Source organism: Halomonas sp. TD01 (assembly GCF_923868895.1).
Lineage (GTDB): Bacteria > Pseudomonadota > Gammaproteobacteria > Pseudomonadales > Halomonadaceae > Vreelandella.
The window spans coordinates 1,925,020-1,941,045 of the sequence record NZ_OV350343.1 but is presented as its reverse complement, the minus strand read 5'-3'; the positions used below and the strand labels follow the sequence as shown (position 1 = coordinate 1,941,045).

At 53.6% G+C, this 16,026-nt stretch carries 19 protein-coding genes; 9 read left to right on the top strand and 10 right to left on the bottom strand.

Annotated elements, in window-relative coordinates; all coding sequences use genetic code 11:
* Positions 1–27: 27 nt before the first annotated feature.
* The 3 genes from dacB to trmB form a co-directional block, all read right to left on the bottom strand.
* Positions 28–1,449 carry a D-alanyl-D-alanine carboxypeptidase/D-alanyl-D-alanine endopeptidase gene (gene dacB / locus L1X57_RS08945; RefSeq protein ID WP_009724861.1) on the bottom strand — a complete coding sequence of 474 codons (1,422 nt, stop codon included), beginning with the start codon at positions 1,447–1,449 and terminating at the stop codon, positions 28–30.
* 143 nt (positions 1,450–1,592) lie between these two features.
* Positions 1,593–1,922, bottom strand: a complete 330-nt coding sequence (locus tag L1X57_RS08940; RefSeq protein ID WP_009724862.1) for a DMT family transporter — start codon at positions 1,920–1,922, stop codon at positions 1,593–1,595.
* Positions 1,919–2,584 (bottom strand): tRNA (guanine(46)-N(7))-methyltransferase TrmB, encoded by a 666-nt coding sequence (gene trmB / locus L1X57_RS08935; RefSeq protein WP_009724863.1) that lies wholly within the window; start codon positions 2,582–2,584, stop codon positions 1,919–1,921. Before trmB ends, L1X57_RS08940 begins: the two co-directional genes overlap by 4 nt.
* Positions 2,585–2,794: 210 nt before the next feature.
* On the opposite strand from trmB, the gene L1X57_RS08930 reads away from it, so the two are divergent.
* The 7 genes from L1X57_RS08930 (at position 2,795) to L1X57_RS08900 (ending at position 9,970) form a co-directional block, all read left to right on the top strand.
* Positions 2,795–4,681 carry a beta-ketoacyl synthase gene (locus tag L1X57_RS08930; protein WP_039869889.1) on the top strand — a complete coding sequence of 629 codons (1,887 nt, stop codon included), beginning with the start codon at positions 2,795–2,797 and terminating at the stop codon, positions 4,679–4,681.
* A complete protein-coding gene (gene coaD / locus L1X57_RS08925; protein ID WP_039869857.1) occupies positions 4,678–5,172 on the top strand; it encodes a pantetheine-phosphate adenylyltransferase in 495 nt (164 codons plus the stop codon). Before L1X57_RS08930 ends, coaD begins: the two co-directional genes overlap by 4 nt.
* A gap of 72 nt (positions 5,173–5,244) precedes the next feature.
* Positions 5,245–5,493: a YfhL family 4Fe-4S dicluster ferredoxin gene (locus tag L1X57_RS08920; protein WP_009724866.1), complete on the top strand. Its 249-nt coding sequence runs from the start codon at positions 5,245–5,247 to the stop codon at positions 5,491–5,493.
* A gap of 12 nt (positions 5,494–5,505) precedes the next feature.
* On the top strand, positions 5,506–6,813 hold the full coding sequence (locus L1X57_RS08915) for an MATE family efflux transporter (protein WP_009724867.1): 1,308 nt from the start codon (positions 5,506–5,508) through the stop codon (positions 6,811–6,813).
* 194 nt (positions 6,814–7,007) lie between these two features.
* Positions 7,008–8,318 (top strand): short-chain fatty acid transporter, encoded by a 1,311-nt coding sequence (locus L1X57_RS08910; RefSeq protein WP_009724869.1) that lies wholly within the window; start codon positions 7,008–7,010, stop codon positions 8,316–8,318.
* A 90-nt stretch (positions 8,319–8,408) separates the two neighbouring features.
* Positions 8,409–8,933 carry an acyl-CoA thioesterase gene (locus L1X57_RS08905; RefSeq protein ID WP_009724870.1) on the top strand — a complete coding sequence of 175 codons (525 nt, stop codon included), beginning with the start codon at positions 8,409–8,411 and terminating at the stop codon, positions 8,931–8,933.
* A 32-nt stretch (positions 8,934–8,965) separates the two neighbouring features.
* Positions 8,966–9,970: a hypothetical protein gene (locus tag L1X57_RS08900; RefSeq protein ID WP_009724871.1), complete on the top strand. Its 1,005-nt coding sequence runs from the start codon at positions 8,966–8,968 to the stop codon at positions 9,968–9,970.
* 20 nt (positions 9,971–9,990) lie between these two features.
* On the opposite strand, the gene L1X57_RS08895 is transcribed toward L1X57_RS08900, so the two are convergent.
* Entirely contained in the window at positions 9,991–11,385 is a 1,395-nt protein-coding gene (locus L1X57_RS08895) for an aminotransferase-like domain-containing protein (protein ID WP_009724872.1), read from the bottom strand.
* A gap of 94 nt (positions 11,386–11,479) precedes the next feature.
* Between L1X57_RS08895 and L1X57_RS08890 the strand changes: the two genes are divergently transcribed.
* Positions 11,480–12,085, top strand: a complete 606-nt coding sequence (locus tag L1X57_RS08890; RefSeq protein WP_009724873.1) for a LysE family translocator — start codon at positions 11,480–11,482, stop codon at positions 12,083–12,085.
* On the opposite strand, the gene L1X57_RS08885 is transcribed toward L1X57_RS08890, so the two are convergent.
* Positions 12,082–12,450 (bottom strand): I78 family peptidase inhibitor, encoded by a 369-nt coding sequence (locus L1X57_RS08885; RefSeq protein ID WP_009724874.1) that lies wholly within the window; start codon positions 12,448–12,450, stop codon positions 12,082–12,084. The two genes, L1X57_RS08890 and L1X57_RS08885, sit on opposite strands and share 4 nt — an antisense overlap.
* Before the next feature lie 106 nt (positions 12,451–12,556).
* Entirely contained in the window at positions 12,557–12,688 is a 132-nt protein-coding gene (locus tag L1X57_RS08880) for an entericidin A/B family lipoprotein (RefSeq protein WP_009724875.1), read from the bottom strand.
* A gap of 189 nt (positions 12,689–12,877) precedes the next feature.
* On the opposite strand from L1X57_RS08880, the gene L1X57_RS08875 reads away from it, so the two are divergent.
* Positions 12,878–13,297, top strand: a complete 420-nt coding sequence (locus L1X57_RS08875; protein WP_009724876.1) for an HIT domain-containing protein — start codon at positions 12,878–12,880, stop codon at positions 13,295–13,297.
* A gap of 1 nt (position 13,298) precedes the next feature.
* On the opposite strand, the gene L1X57_RS08870 is transcribed toward L1X57_RS08875, so the two are convergent.
* Genes L1X57_RS08870 through L1X57_RS08855 form a run of 4 tightly spaced genes read right to left on the bottom strand, consistent with a single transcriptional unit; the run spans position 13,299 to position 15,995 of the window.
* The gene (locus L1X57_RS08870) at positions 13,299–14,303 is read right to left on the bottom strand and encodes a nickel/cobalt transporter (RefSeq protein ID WP_009724877.1); all 1,005 of its coding nucleotides are present in this window, start codon (positions 14,301–14,303) and stop codon (positions 13,299–13,301) included.
* A 59-nt stretch (positions 14,304–14,362) separates the two neighbouring features.
* A complete protein-coding gene (locus tag L1X57_RS08865) occupies positions 14,363–14,998 on the bottom strand; it encodes a DUF1007 family protein (RefSeq protein ID WP_409559433.1) in 636 nt (211 codons plus the stop codon).
* Between the two features lie 56 nt (positions 14,999–15,054).
* Positions 15,055–15,429 carry a hypothetical protein gene (locus L1X57_RS08860; protein ID WP_009724879.1) on the bottom strand — a complete coding sequence of 125 codons (375 nt, stop codon included), beginning with the start codon at positions 15,427–15,429 and terminating at the stop codon, positions 15,055–15,057.
* Positions 15,426–15,995 carry a hypothetical protein gene (locus L1X57_RS08855; protein WP_009724880.1) on the bottom strand — a complete coding sequence of 190 codons (570 nt, stop codon included), beginning with the start codon at positions 15,993–15,995 and terminating at the stop codon, positions 15,426–15,428. The genes L1X57_RS08860 and L1X57_RS08855 overlap by 4 nt, the downstream gene beginning before the upstream one ends.
* Between the last annotated feature and the right edge of the window lie 31 nt (positions 15,996–16,026).

The window sequence follows — 16,026 nt, the reverse complement described above, 5'->3', positions numbered from 1 at the left end:
CCGTTGCCTCGGCAGTAAAAATTAAGATTAATTGGCTAATATCATCGCATCTAAGTCCAACGATAAGGGATCAAGCACCTCGGGCCAGCTAAGGTAAGGCGTACTACCACTGCCGTTAACTAACACACTAAACACGCCCCAACGCCCCTGAGCGGTACGGAAATAACCCGCCACGGCGCGAACAGCAAACGGCTGATTGAGCGTGCCAGTCTTCAACATGACGTTATTTTGAAACGTTGGTGAACCACGGCGAATAAAGCGCATTACTCCATTGGCAGGCGACTGGAAGGAAGCGACGAAACTAGGAAAAAGGGCACTCTGGTGAAACATATCCTCCAACATCACATTGACACCATGGGCAGAGGTACGGTTATCAGTCGTCAGCCCGCTGCCGCTGTGCATCGTCAGCGGCCCGTGCCCTGACAAGCTTTGTGCGTAGGTTTCAATCGCTTGCCCCGCTTGGCGCAGTTGCGCTTGGGGCGTTTCCACCAGATTCAGCGCCAGCACGTCAGCCATGTAATTATTGGAGTAGTTCATCGTACGCAGCAGCAGTTCCTGGAGTGGCTTACTATCAATTGCCGCCAAGCGCTGCGCGCTACTCGGTGGGCGGGTTGAGCTGACCCGCCAGGGGTCACGAACACTGACACCCGCTTGATTCAGCATGCTCAGCAATACTTGGGCAGTTTTCTCTGCTGCATCGCCAGCCCCACGGTAAACATCACGGGCAGTCGCATTGGTTGAAATTTGCCCGGTAAGACGTAGAACATCACCACGCTCATCGGTAATGCGCTCTGCGCTGATGTCTGTGCCGCTATTAGCGGGGCGTGTGGTGACTTGGTTATCAATAGCAATTAACGGAGCTTGGCTATCGCATAACCCCACGCGGGCAGGCTCTCCCGCAGTCGCAGCAGGGGCTATGTTGGCGCACCAGCTACCAAAATTGACGCCTGCCGAGGTGAGTGGCGCACTGTAAGCATTGGTGACTCGAGTACGCGCATTACAGCGATCCGTGGTAATACACTCAACAGGGCCAAAGCGCCACTGACTGACCACCAGAGCGCCATCCACTTCGCGCACACCAGCAAGCTGCAGGCGCTGTACTAACCGCCAAAGGTCTTCGGTCGTGAGTCCTGGATCACCCCCACCTTCAAATACCAAGTCACCGCGCAACACACCACTTTCCACATTGCCCGTACTGACCAGTTGGCTGGTAAAGCGATGCTGGGGCCCAAAATGATTGAGTGCCGCAGCAGACATATAGGCTTTTGTAACGGAGGCTGGCGACAGCTGACGCTCAGGATTCAGGCTACCCAGTAATGCATTACTGCCGGTATCCGCATCCAGTAAGCGCGCTTCAGCGCTAATTGCAAACCCCTTACTCTCTAACTGGCCTAGTCGGCTGAAATCGGCATACAGTGCAGGGCTTACACACAAGGCAGCACTTGCCATACTTGTCATTAACGTCCGACGCCAGCGGCGTATGGATGATTTAACCGAATGATTAAAAGCTGAGAGTTTCTCGGCAGAATCGTTAACCTTTAAACACTTTGTATCTGAGCACTTAATATCTGAGCACGTCACGCTTACTTTCCTCAATGCACGTTCATTTTTGAAAAGACTTGAAGTATGACTACTCCAGCCACAATCAAACTAATGCCAATAACCGCGGGTAAGTCAGGCTTTTCACCGAAAACCATAATGCCAACCAGCGTGACCAACACGATGCCCAGGCCCGCCCAGATGGCGTAGGCAATACCGACAGGCAATGTCCGCAACACCAGGCTCAACAGATAAAATGCCACGCCGTAGCCTACAACGACCATGATGCTTGGCAGCGGTCGTGTGAATCCCATTGAAGACTTGAGGGCGCTAGTGGCGATAACCTCAGCAACAATCGCTAACACTAGATATACAAACGTCATGCCCGCTCCAATTCAATCTGTAATCGCCAAAGCGTTTGTCCGCTTTGATCATACTTTGCTTCAAACGGCGTTAGATAGCTGCCGTTAGGAACCAACGATGCAATGGTTGCCTGCTTTCCCGTTACCAGGGCGGTTGCCAGAGCAAACTCTTCAACATACAGCAGCCAATTGGAGCGCACTTCTAAGTGGCCCCCAAGGGCTAGCAGTGTGGGGAAAACAGGATGCCCATGCCAGCGCATTTTTAAATGCGCGGCTTTTGGATAAGGGTTAGGGTAAAGCAGAAAGTGGCGCTCGGGCGCCCAATTTGCCTGTTCAGCAAGTCGCCAGAAGTCGACAAGGTCAGCTCGCACCAACAGCGCGTTAGCAGGCAACTCGCCATGGTCTCGACTTAGCCGGTCTTCGCTCCGGTCGACGCCGATAACCGCATGCGATGGAAACTGTTCTGCCAAACGGCGTGTTGAAAGACCCACACCGCAACCGGCATCTAAGATCAGCGGTGCTTGCTGCGTTTGAAGCCACGTATGCGCATACTCAAACGCCTGTAGAGTATGCGTAGCAATTGGCTTTCGCAGTGGGTTTTCTATGGCACGCGCCACCCTGCGCGCCACATCTTGATGCGGGCCTGGCTGATTGGAAACCACGGGTCGTGATGTATGCTGCATGCCATCCCCTGCTTAAAAAAAACGTGATTCTATCAGTCTACCGCGCACGCGGCATGACGCCGTTGTATGCCCGGTGCTATGATCACGCTCGAGAGTATTATTAAGCGCAGATGAGCAGCACTTTTTTGCTATGCCTCTGACAATAACTGTTACTAAAAACCACCGCACCACGAGGAACCCGGCTTGTCACACTTACCGGTGATTGTCGGCATGGGCGGCATCAATCCCGCCGGCAGAACCTCGGGCCACCAGGCCTTCCGCCGCACCGTGCTTGATGCTCTTCCAGCTGACCAGCAGCGCCAAACACTGGAAGGCTTGGCAGCGCTTATGCGCCTTGCCGAGCATTCCGATAACGGCTGGCATGATAGTGCCGGCCAGCCCATTGACTCCCCTGCTCAATCCTTGCGCGATCATGTGCTTAACCACACATTGATTCGGCGCAACGAGGATCCACGCTTTCTCGCCCCGGGCTTGCCAGCCAACCGACGGGCAGAAATGACGCTGTCTGAACCGGTGCGTTTTACATTGCGCCGCCGTCAGCTGCCCGAACAGCTGCCTGAAGGATGGCAGGTAGAGGACATTGACGCGAAGGAAGTCGCCGTCACCGTGCCCGCGGGTAACTTTAGTGCTCTACTGCCTGACGCCTTAGAGCCAAAGGTGCGTGCGGCTGCCCAACTGCCGAGTGGCTTCGATCCCGCCAGCCTTTACCGTAGCGTGCATCATCCGCGCGGCCTGTCGATGGCAGTATTTAGTGCTAGTGACTGCCTAGGCGCGAGCGGGCTCGCTTGGGAATCAATTCGCCAGCGGCTTGATCCTGACCATATCGCTGTATATGCGGGCAACTCCATTGGCCAGCTAGATGACCAAGGCTGGGGCGGTTTGCTAAAGAGCTTGGTCAGTGGTCAACGTGCCACGTCTAAGCAAATGCCGCTGGGCTACGGGCAAATGCCCGCCGACTTCCTCAATGCCTACGTATTAGGCAGCGTGGGTAGTACCGGTGCAGCCCTAGGTGCCTGCGCCAGCTTTTTATATAACCTACGCCTGGGGATTGATGATATCCGCGCAGGGCGTTGCCGAGTCGTTATGGTGGGCACGGCAGATGCGCCGATCACCCCCGAAATCATCGAAGGCTTTCGCGCTATGGGCGCACTGGCCGATGACGCCAGCCTGAAAGCGCTGGATTCTCTAGCGCTACTTACCGACGCTGACTACCAGCGCGCCTGTCGCCCGTTCGCACGCAACTGTGGCTTCACCATGGCGGAAGCGAGCCAGTTCGTGCTGTTAATGGACGACGCGTTAGCACTTGAGTTAGGGGCGGATATTTTAGGTTCAGTGCCTGATGTATTCGTTAACGCTGATGGCTTTAAGCGCTCTATTTCCGCACCCGGCATTGGTAACTACATCACCCTGGGCAAGGCAACCGCTTTGGTAAAAGATATGCTAGGTGAGAAAGCGCTAAAAGAGCGTACCTTCCTGCATGCCCATGGCACCAGCACCCCTAAAAACCGTACTACCGAATCCCATGTTTTCGATGAAATTGCCCGCGCAAATGGTATCGAGAACTGGCCAGTGGTTGCCATTAAAGCGTTTATCGGCCACTCCCAGGGGTCTGCGGCAGGCGACCAGTTGGTAAGCGCTCTGGGCAGTTTTGCTCATGGGTTACTGCCGGGCATCCCCACCTTAGATGCGGTCGCGGATGATGTGTACGCCAAACGGCTACGCTTCTCCACCACGCCATTACCCTTTAAGGCAGATGCCGCCTTTATCAACGCGAAAGGGTTTGGTGGTAATAATGCCACTGGCGTCGTGCTCTCTCCCCAGGTCACCGAGCGCTTGCTCACACAACGCCACGGCAGCGCAGCCATTAGCGCTTGGAAAACACGCCGGGAAGCCGTTCGCGAGAATGTCGCGGCTTATTTAGAAGGCGCTGACCGTGGGCACTATGCGCCTCGTTACCAGTTCGGTGAAGCCGTTCTGGAGGGCCCTGAGCTTGAAATCCATGCCGACCGTATTCATATTCCTGGCTATGAACACGCCGTTTCGCTCACGGCGGATAACCCTTTTGGTCAGCTTGACGAACAGGAGACGCCCGAATGAGCGATCAACGTGTGAATATTGCTGTCTACCCAGGCACCTTTGACCCTATCACCAATGGCCACTTTGACCTTATCGAACGAGGTGCGCGGATGTTCGATAAGGTGGTCATTGCGGTCGCCGCAAGCCCCGGCAAGCGGCCTAGCCTTGAGCTGGAAACACGTATTGCGCTTGCCAAAACAGTATGTGCTTCCCTACCGAACGTCGAGGTCATCGGCTTCTCAACGCTGCTGACCACCATGATGCATGAACAGGGAGCCACCATTATTCTACGTGGTCTGCGGGCTGTCTCGGATTTCGAGTACGAGCTACAGCTGGCCAATATGAATCGTGCGCAAAACCCTGAACTTGAGAGCGTTTTTCTCACCCCAGCGGTGGAAAACTCCTATATTTCATCCACCATTGTGCGAGAAATCGCCAAGCTGGGTGGCGATATTTCACCGCTCGTTCATCTGCAGGTCGCAGAGGCACTGCGTAAGCACTACACTATCTAACGATCGATATTGTTGAGTAAAACGCTCGGGTATATAACTACCTGGGCGAAAAGCCATTCGTGAGGTATGCCCATGGCCCTGATGATCACCGACGAATGCATTAACTGCGACGTCTGCGAACCTGAATGCCCTAATGACGCCATCTCTCCTGGCGATGAAATTTACATTATTGACCCCAATTTATGCACTGAATGTGTGGGTCACTTTGACGAACCCCAGTGTCAGCAAGTGTGCCCTGTGGACTGCATTCCTCTCGACCCAGAGCGCCCCGAGACACACGAGAAACTCATGGAGAAGTACCGCATTATTACTGCTGCTTAGGGTCGTTGCGACGTGCGTATTTGGACCCTTGCTTGGCCCATCATTCTTTCGAATATAACAGTTCCTCTACTAGGGCTTGTCGATACCGCCGTGGTCGGGCACCTGCCCGACTCTCGCTATCTGGCGGCCGTGACTCTCGGCGCGACACTGTTTAGCTTTCTCTATTGGGGATTTGGCTTTCTACGTATGGGCACTACCGGCTTGGTCGCCCAGGCAATCGGGCGCGAAGCACATAGTGATGTACGCAATTTACTGGGTCAGTCACTCATTATGGCAGTCGTTATCGGCGCGCTGCTGATTATCTTTGGCTCGCCGCTGATTTCCCTAGGCCTATGGCTGTTAGACGGTAGTGAAGCGGCGACGCCACTAGCACGGGAATATGCCGAGATACGGCTCTGGTCAGCCCCAGCAGTGCTTGCGAACTACGCCATCCTCGGCTGGTTTTTGGGTCAGCAGAACGCTCGTGTCACGCTAATGATTTTAGTGCTGACCAACAGCGTCAATATCGTGCTCGATCTTTGGTTTGTGGTGGGGCTAGGGATGACCAGCGGTGGCGTTGCCATGGCCAGCGTGATTGCCGACTACAGCGCGCTCGCCTTTGGCGGCTATTTGGTACTACGTCAGCTTGGTCACTTGGAAGGCTGCTTTCAACGGCAGCGGCTTTTGGTGCTGTCAGCCTACTCAGCCCTATTTAATGTTAATGCCAATTTGTTTGTGCGCACCTTAGGGCTACTGTTTGCCATGGCCTTTTTTACCGCACAGGGGGCACGCCAGGGCGACACTGTGTTAGCCGCTAATGCCGTGCTATTGCAGTTTATTATGCTCACTAGCTACGCACTTGATGGCTTCGCCCACGCAGCGGAATCGCTAGTAGGCCGCGCTTTTGGGCGGCGGGACTGGCGGGAGTTTGCAGCGACGGTTAGGGCGACAGCGCAATTCTCATTCTGGACAGCCACGGCGGCCACCCTTGCTTTCGCATTAGGGGGAAATTATTTGGTTGCCCTGCTGACGGGGCTGGCAGAGGTTCGTGCCACCGCCGCTAGCTACCTGCCTTGGATGGTAGTAATGCCATTAATTGCCGTATGGAGCTATTTATTAGACGGCGTCTTTATCGGCACCACCGCCGTGCGCGAAATGCGCAATAGTATTTTTATTGGCTTAGCGGTTTACCTACCTACTTGGTGGCTATCCCAAGGGTTTGGTAACCACGGTCTGTGGCTAGCCTTTACGCTTTTTATGTTCACACGTTCGGCGGTATTGATTGTCTACTATTACCGCTACCGCCAACACCATTGGCGCCCTCAGCGTGGAAATCTATAACGCTGAGAACATAACGCCAAACTCATAGGGCCCACTCCGTTGAAGCTCATCACGCATAGCTGCTACTAACTGGGCTACCGTAATAGTGAGTATCTGAGCAAGCATTTTAGTAAGCACCTGACAATAGATGAAAAATACGGTGTACCGCCGTATATTAGCCACGCACTTCCTAATAACGAATAAAGAGAGCACTCATGCTAAAACTCATATCAAAACCAGCAGTTAAGCTGGTCGAGCGCTACTTGCCTGATCCCTACATCTTTGTTCTGCTGCTAACATTAATTGCGTCTGTCGCTGCGATAGCCGTTGAGCGCCAAACACCGCTTGCCGTGCTGCGCATGTGGGGTGATGGCTTCTGGGGGCTACTCACCTTCTCAATGCAGATGCTGCTAGTGCTAGTCACGGGCTTTATGCTGGCAAGCTCACCACCGGTAAAACGCATTTTGCAGAAAATCGCTAGCACTGCGAAAAGCCCTGGTGGCGCGATTATTCTGGTCACGCTCGTGTCGCTCGCTGCCAGTTGGATTAACTGGGGGTTTGGTCTCGTTGTTGGGGCGCTTTTTGCCAAGGAACTCGCCCGCTTGATACGGGTGGACTATCGCCTTCTGGTCGCCAGCGCTTACTCTGGCTTCGTGGTTTGGCATGGCGGCCTTGCGGGTTCGATTCCGCTGACCATTGCAACAGAGGGCCACTTCTCCGCTGATCAAATTGGTGTTATCGGTACCGGTTCGACTATTTTTGCCTTCTTTAACCTTGCGATTGTTGTTTGTCTGTTTATTGCCGTACCGCTGGTTAACCGCTTCATGCTGCCGGATGAAAAAGACAGCGTGTATGTGGATCCAAAGCTGTTAAACGATGAACCTGAACAGCAAGGTCGTATTACCCGCCCAGCAGAAAAGCTCGAAAACAGCATGCCACTCGCCCTGCTAGTGGGCGTTCCAGGGCTTCTGTTCCTGCTCGACCACTTTCTACTTCGTAGCGGAGGATTGAACCTTAACGTCGTCAACTTCCTGTTCCTATTCTTGGCCATTGTGCTGCATCGCACGCCGCGCAACCTGCTCAACAGCTTGAATGAAGCCATTAAAGGCGGCGCAGGAATCGTTATTCAGTTCCCCTTCTACGCGGGCATTATGGCCATTATGGTGCAATCGGGATTGGCTCAGAGCATGTCTGAGTGGTTAGTCTCTTTCGCCACCGCTACGTCGCTGCCATTCTGGTCCTTCCTAAGCGCAGGCATTGTGAACCTGTTCGTGCCTTCCGGCGGTGGCCAATGGGCTGTTCAAGCCCCGGTCATGCTACCCGCTGCAGAAGCGCTAGGTGCTGACATTTCGCGTGTGGCCATGGCGGTAGCCTGGGGCGATGCCTGGACTAACTTATTGCAGCCCTTCTGGGCGCTGCCGGTGCTGGCTATCGCAGGCCTGAAAGCGAAAGACATCATGGGTTTCTGCCTAATCCAGCTGTTTGTCACCGGCATTATTATTTCCGTTGGCCTAGTATGGTTTTAGCATTAACGACGCAATAGCTTTAGAACTCTAGCTACCTACATAGCGCCCGCCCCTTGGGGCGGGCATTTTAATCTCTGAAGGTTTTTATTTATGTCAGACACCCACGCTGAACACAGCGCCCTACCCGGCCAGCATGAACTCTCCATGACCGTGTTAATGACGCCCGACATGGCCAATTTCAGTGGCAAAGTACACGGTGGTGCTATCCTTAAAAAACTCGATGAGGTGGCCTACGCTTGTGCAAGCCGCTATTCAGGCCACTATGTCGTCACACTTTCTGTCGATCAGGTGTTGTTTAAACAGCCGATTCACGTAGGCGAACTGGTGACCTTTCTAGCCAGCGTTAACCATGTGGGGCGCTCTTCTATGGAGATCGGAGTTAAGGTAGTGGCCGAAGATATCCGTGAAAAGCTGATTCGCCACACCAATAGCTGTTACCTCACCATGGTGGCGGTAGACTCGGACGGTAAGCCTGCGATAGTGCCGCCACTTGCGCTGGAAACTTCGCTACAGAAACTGAGATTTGAAAAAGCCGCGCTGCGCAAAAAACTGCGTAAGCAGGCGGAGCAAGAAGAGCTGCTAACTCATCAAAACCACCACCAGCAGCACTCTTAACGCTAACCCACACCGCAGAGCAAGGAGCCCTCATGCCCGTCAGGGAGCGCAACCCACAGCTACCTAAAACCGTTGAGTATGCGCATATCGGTTGGGATTTTTTCATCCTCGCCGCGGTTATCATCAACCTTAGCCTGTTACTATTTGACTCATTGTTTCTGATTGGACCGATTAACGACGCTATTGCCAGCCTCACACCCGGCTTTCACGTTTTTTACGACACAGTGATCCACAGCCGTTTTATTACCATCGACTTGTTTTTTGTCGGCATTTTTATAGCGGATGTACTGCTGGGCTGGATGGTAGCAATTGCCGAGCGGCGCTATCACCGCTGGTTTTTCTACCCTTTTGTTAACTGGTACGACGTGCTTGGCTGCATCCCCCTTAGCGGGTTCCGCTTATTGCGCGTACTACGCGTGGTATCTCTCTTAAACCGACTGCACCGGCTGCGCTTAATCGATGTGACAAGCTGGTCCAGCTACCGCTTTTTGGCCAAGTATTACGACATACTGTTGGAAGAACTTTCCGATCGCATTGCACTGCGGCTTCTTAGCAATGTACAGCAACAGGTCACTGCCAGCGACTCACTCACTGAGCGGGTCATTGATCGCGTTATCCTCCCTCGTAAAACTCAGCTGATTCATGAAATATCCCAGCGTCTGGAGGCGACGGTAGGCCAAGCCTATCAGCAGAATCGGATTGCTATCATGGCGTCGATTGATGACCTAGTCAGCCGAACACTACGGGAAAGCCCAGAAATTCAAAAACTACACCGCCTCCCCATGGGGAGAACCGCCTCAAACGCTATGCAGGCATCACTTAGCGGGGTTGCCCAACGGTTAGTAGATGAACTGGCCCAGGGCATTCACTCAGCGGAGTTTCGCCAACTGGTTGAGCGCACGGCCGAAACAGGCTTCAACAGCTGGCTAACTGTGGATGAAACGAGTGCGCATGTCACCGAACAAGTGCTTTACGACACTCTCGAAATGCTCAAAGAACAGATACACCACCAAGGATGGAAAGACCGTTATGAGTAGCTTGGTTATTAACAGCTTTGTTACACGGTAATGGTTGCCAATGGCGGCTGAGCCAGGCACTGCTTAATAACGCTCACTGCCTGAGTTAATGCCTGCCTATCAGTAGCAGCGCCAATACAAATCCTAATTGCCTGGGGCGCGGGCGTACTTCCCACACAAAAAGGCTCCGCGCTTGAGACTTTAACGCCTTGCAGTTGCAAGCGCTTGCACAGTTCGATGGCGCGACTCCCTTCCGGCAGCGTGAGCCAGACATTACTGCCGTTGTGACTCCGACCCAGCGTGTAACCGGAAAGCATCTCTGTCACTATTTGCTGTCGCGCGGCCAGCTCCTCAGTTTGCCACGCAAGCAGCGAAGCTGCCTCAGGCTGAGCGATCCAATAACAGGCGATATCGACCATCAGTGGCGGCACCATCCAACTCTGCGCTCTTAACCCGGCGGCAAGGCGCTCAAGCAGCACATTAGGCGTGCGCAGAACACCAATACGCAGCCCTCCCGCCAATACTTTTGCCGTACTGAAGACAAATAGCGTCCGCTCTGGAGCTAACTGATACAGCGGTGTACCGCGCTGCTCAGCAGGCAAGTACTGCACACCATCTTCTAATAGCCAGCTGTCATAACGCCTGGCAAGCGCTACCAATTGCTCACGCCGAGCCTCGCTGAGACAAGCGCCGGTAGGGTTATTCTGGTCGGGTGTCACATAGATTAGCCTAGGCGGCTGGCGGGCACACTGCGCCTCCAGCGCCTCCATGCACATGCCTTCTTCATCAAAGGCAATACCGACCATTTTTAGGTGTGCTTGCTGGGCGGCACTAATCGCACCTGGATAGGTCAAGGCATCGGTAGCAATTAGTTCACCAGGGCGCAGCAGCGTACTAAGCACAAGACTAATGCCATGCTGCCCCCCTTGAGTAATCAACAGCTCATCCGCGTTCAGCGACATACCTAACTGCGCTAGCCATCCCGCCAGCCTCTCGCGGTGACCTTCGGCTCCCCGAGCATCAAGATAGGAAACTCCCCGCGTCACTGCAGAAGGCGATTCGCTCATTGCCTTTAATGCATCACTAAACGCCTGTAAACGAAGCGGGTGAGGTGGCGGCAAGCTTAAGCTTAAATCGATGACATCGCTGTCATCATTCTGACGCCACGCCATATCAAAAACGGTTCTTTCCGCAGGTTGTTTGACGAAGGTTCCACTGCCTACTCGGGCAGTTACCCAGCCATGGTGTTCTGCCTCAGCATACCCACGCGTAACGGTTCCTACGGTTACCCCCAACGCATCCGCTAAACGCCGCTGAGGTGGTAAGCGTTCGCCTGGAGCAAGCTCTCCGGCCGAGATGGCTGCGCCAATAGACTGGGCGATAGCGCGATAGCGTGGCCCAGAAAAGCACTCGAGTGAAGGCACCCAAATTGTCATGGTGACAATAAAACCTTTGACGTAGATTTAACCGCCATTATGCTTAAAAAAGTGACTAAAAGACAACCTAACCGAAAAATTGTATGGATACAAAATGAACAACGAATGGCTACTACTTGGCCCTGCAGCGCTTTACATGATGTCGATGACGCTTACTCCTGGGCCGAACAACATTATGCTGACTGCCTCAGGGGCGAATTTTGGTTTTCGGAGAACAATGCCTCATATGTGGGGAATTTTAGGCGGCTGTTTTCTGCTATTTTCCGGTATCGCACTAGGGCTTGGCGTTTTGTTTGAACGCTTTCCCATGGTGCAGACAACACTTCGCTGGGTAGGTAGCGCCTATTTGCTGTATTTAGCCTGGAAAATAGCCACTGCACCGCCGCCAAACCTCAAAGGGACTCAGCACGGGGTGCCATTAACCTTTTTCCAAGCCGCAATGTTTCAATTTGCCAACCCCAAAGCGTGGGTAATGGGGCTGGCGTTGATGGCAGGGTTTCTTCCCGAAAATGGCCAGCCAGTGGTAAACGCATTGGTGTTAGCGGGTTTCGCGGAATTGGTCGCGCTGCCGTGCATTGCCCTGTGGGCAGCGTTTGGCAGCGCTATTGGACAGTGGATCAAAAGTGATAAAGCCTGGCGGCTATTTAATATCACCATGGGGCTGTTAACGGCCGCCTGTGTGGTGCTGATCTTACGCTAGCCGCAGCGCAGCGCTTCAATCATGTCATTACTTTCTAAAAGAATATTTAGGCGATCTTCCCGGTAATCCATGGTCGCGGCGCTGTTAGGCCTGAGCACACGCACCTGCTGAGCACCACTCTCACTTTGCAATGTGGGCACATTGGTTTCATCAAAGGGAGCGCCAATAGCGTACTGCACTGCTTCAGCACTACAGGTGGTGTTCGTCACGCTAGAAGACTGGCCTACGGTAGGCGGCACTGGAGCTGAGACATCATCGGGTGAGCCAGCACATGCCACTAACAAGGCCGACACTGGAACTACTGATGCGAATAATACAGTGAGACTGCCCAGTTTTTTCTTCGCGCAGCGTAATGGATGATTCATTATGATTCTTCCTTGTTTGGCTAATAACTACCCAGAATGCAAAGCGGGCTAGACAACTATGCCTAACCCGCTCATTCACGCCAAGAAACATCCGTTATAAATAATGTTAACTCGCTGCGTCCTGAACAGCTTTTCCTCCCTCTTGGACGTCTTGTCCTGCACCAGAAATCGTATTGCAGCCCGCTAAAGCACCCGCAGTCATCAGTAAAATAAAGCTGGCAGCCAATAGCTTTTTCATCGCTGTTCTCCTTAACAAGTTATTCAAAGCCGGGAAGCTCCCACGGAAGCCTTTCCGTATAGGAGTACTTTCAGCGTAACAGGTTTTAATAATTACGCCTGTTTTGATCTCTACTTACCGGGCCCTTGGTAAGGAGCAAGGCGAATCAGCAGCTGCTATGATGATTTCATTATGTAAAGGAGTACTGATTTGAAAACGTTTGAACTTGACCCACGGCTAGAAGCGGATACCTTGCCGCTCGCTGACCTTACTCTGTGTCGCGCGCTGCTAATGAACGATGCGCGCTATCCTTGGGTAATTCTGGTTCCCAAGCGTGACTCAGTTAGCGAAGTTTTTGAACTGAGCCAGGATGATCAAGCCCAGCTATGGCGTGAAACGGTAGCGTTAGGGGCAGCGATGAAGGAGACATTCCACGGTGATAAGCTCAACATTGCCACCTTAGGTAATGTCGTCAGCCAATTGCATATTCATTTGGTGGTGCGCTATAAAAATGATGCCAGCTGGCCAGCGCCGGTATGGGGAAGCGGCAGTCCAGAGCCCTATGAGCTAGCCCTACAGGGCAGTCGCCGCGAGCAGTTGCTTGCCCAAATTGAAGGTTTAAAGACTTAACTTACTTCCCCAGCAAAGAGCCCTGCCTTGATGGTGGCTCGTTGAGTAATGGACCGCTGGCTGGCTGGGCGGCGCCAGCCAGGGAAAGCGATACGCCTAACGCAACTATGAGAGCACCGCCCGCAAGCGCCGCCCACCCAGCCGCTTTTTCGACCATCTGTCGGCTGCTCTGTCGCTGTAACCGCTTAGTAGCCCAACCGCGAGCCACTATGCTTGCTAGCGCCAGCACAGAAACGGTAATACCGGTACCAAGCGACATGGCGAGCACCGAAGCGACACCGACGTAAAACTGCCCCAGCAGGCTAGCAGCCCCCAACATAAGTACTGCCCCCGTGCATGGACGCATACCGATAGCGCCGACGGTCATCAACGCTGTGCGCCAGTCGAGCGCCTGTTGAGGCTCGATATGATGAGCGCCACCGCAGCAGTGGGAATGGTCATGGCTGTGGCTGTGGCTGTGGCTGTGGCTGTGATCAACAGCATCACTGGCGTGGGCTGAGTAAGCTTGGCGCAATTGTTTTATCGCCCGCCAGCATAACCAACCACCTAACAGCGCCACTAACATAAAGCTGGCTTGCTCTACCCACACCACGCTACCCATTGCTTGGCGGGTCAGCCAGCCAAGACCATGAACGAGTACTGCTACCATGGCAATGGCCGTTACCCCCTGTAGCAGGGATGCAGCAAAAGAGAGCCCCAGCGCGCGGCGGGTAGCACCGCCGTGGGATGCCAAATACGTCGCTAGTACCGCTTTGCCATGCCCAGGCCCCGCGGCATGAAAAACGCCATAAGCAAAGCTTACCCCTAGTAACGTTAGCCAAGTGTTGGTAGAAGGCGTGCGGGAGAGCTCGGTGATAGCAAGCGTTAGGGTGCGATGTAAATCACGTTGCCAAGCCAGCAACTGAAAGCTCACTCCCTGCAAATTAGCCTGTACGATAACGACCAACAGCAGCGCCCCGAACACGGTAAGCGCTCCCCATAACAGTTGTTGCCGCGTTAAAGGCATTGCCCCTCCACCAAAAAGTTATAAAGTAACACTTTATACACGACCTTCCAGGTTTTCCGCTAGTCGCATTTAACCCGCCCCGTTTCAGCAAAATGGCGGCCAAACCCTGGTTCGCCCGTTTCATCCACGTCCAGCAGCGCGGCTTGCATAACGAGTTCCGGATCGGGATCAGCAGGCAACACGCTTAAACGGCAGTCGGGCTCACCATTGAGAATCAGCGCCTGCTCAGAGGGTGCTCCGTCCTCTTCTTCGTGCACCACTTCAATATAGTAAGTTGGGTCAAAGACCTGATACTCCAGCATTCGCCCAGCCAATGGCTGAGGTGATGCCAACGGTAGAATAAACATAAATGTTAAACGGCCGTCACGCTCCAACGCAGTGTATTCAGACACCTCTCCCAGCGCTTGCGGTTCACCGTTCACACGCACCTCAGTAAAGTAGTGCTGCTGCGACAGGTTATCACGGATGTCACTGCCTAACTGATCAAGACCTTCTTGCAGATTACTGCCTTGAATCTGCTGCAACTCTTCAAACACCACCAAGCTGTAAAAAGGATCCATTCGCCACGTTTGATGCAGCCCTGTGGCTACCCCGTCGTCATCCGTTATCACCCGCACACTGAGATCGATCCAGCCATGTGGGTGAGCCATCACTGGGCTGCTGGTTAACGTGCCACAAACGCCTATTGCCAGCACTACCCAGTAACCGCGAAATTTATTCAGTAAGCTACCAAGCGGAGGTAATACGCCTATCACGGTAATTCTCCTAATTTATATTGCAGCTCAACCAGCCAGGGATCTAATACATACGGTGGCAGTGGCTGATTACCACGCAGAGCCGATAGGCTGACACGGCTGCCACCAGGCACCTCACTTACCTGCAGTTGCAAGCGATACTCTGGCCAACGGGCTAACGTTGCTTCTGCTCGCCCTAGGGCTAAATCAGCGTGCCGCACGACATAGCCTTGCTCCATCATTAACTCAATGGCTTCGCGGAACGTTTGCTCAGGGGAAGCGTTGTAACGCAGTTCTCGCGGCTCTAGCGGCTGCGTAGTGGCACAGCCTGCCAGCGTAATAATCACAAGTACTGCGGTGGCCGTTAAAAAACGCTTACGTAGTGATTTCATGACGCCCTCGGGGTAGCAGCCACTTGCTTAAATGCCGTTTGGAAGCGTTGACAAAAATCATCATTGCTAGCGCTGTAAGATTCACGCAGATCCCCTAAGTGGTCAAAGCGGCGAATATCTCGAGAAAGCCGAATATGGCCATCACGTGCCAGTAGCGACACCCGCTCTACCTCGACAGGTTGGTGGCGAAAACCACCGCCAAATCCTCTACCAACTCCCAAGCCAATGCTGGAACCACCACTCCCCAAACCGAAGCCACCAAATACCCGCGTGCTTCGCCCATAACCAAAGTCGTTATCGTAAGGGTCATAGTAGCCAATCAAATCACGCTGCCGACTAGCGGTCACCAGCCCCAAACCGGTGTCAGTCGTATCAAGTTGAAAGCCCCAGGCTTCCAACACTTCAATACTCTGTGTCAGCACCTCTAGGGGCGGTGCCGACTGGCCGGTGGAGAAGTAGCAGGCTGCCGAAGGGGCAGGCTCCGCTTGAGGAAGGCGCTCTGGCACTGCTTGGCAGCCTGTCAGTATTAACAAGCACGTCATGCTAATCGGTAGTATTGCCTTCATGAGTGATCCTCTCGCCCCGGTTACGGCTGGT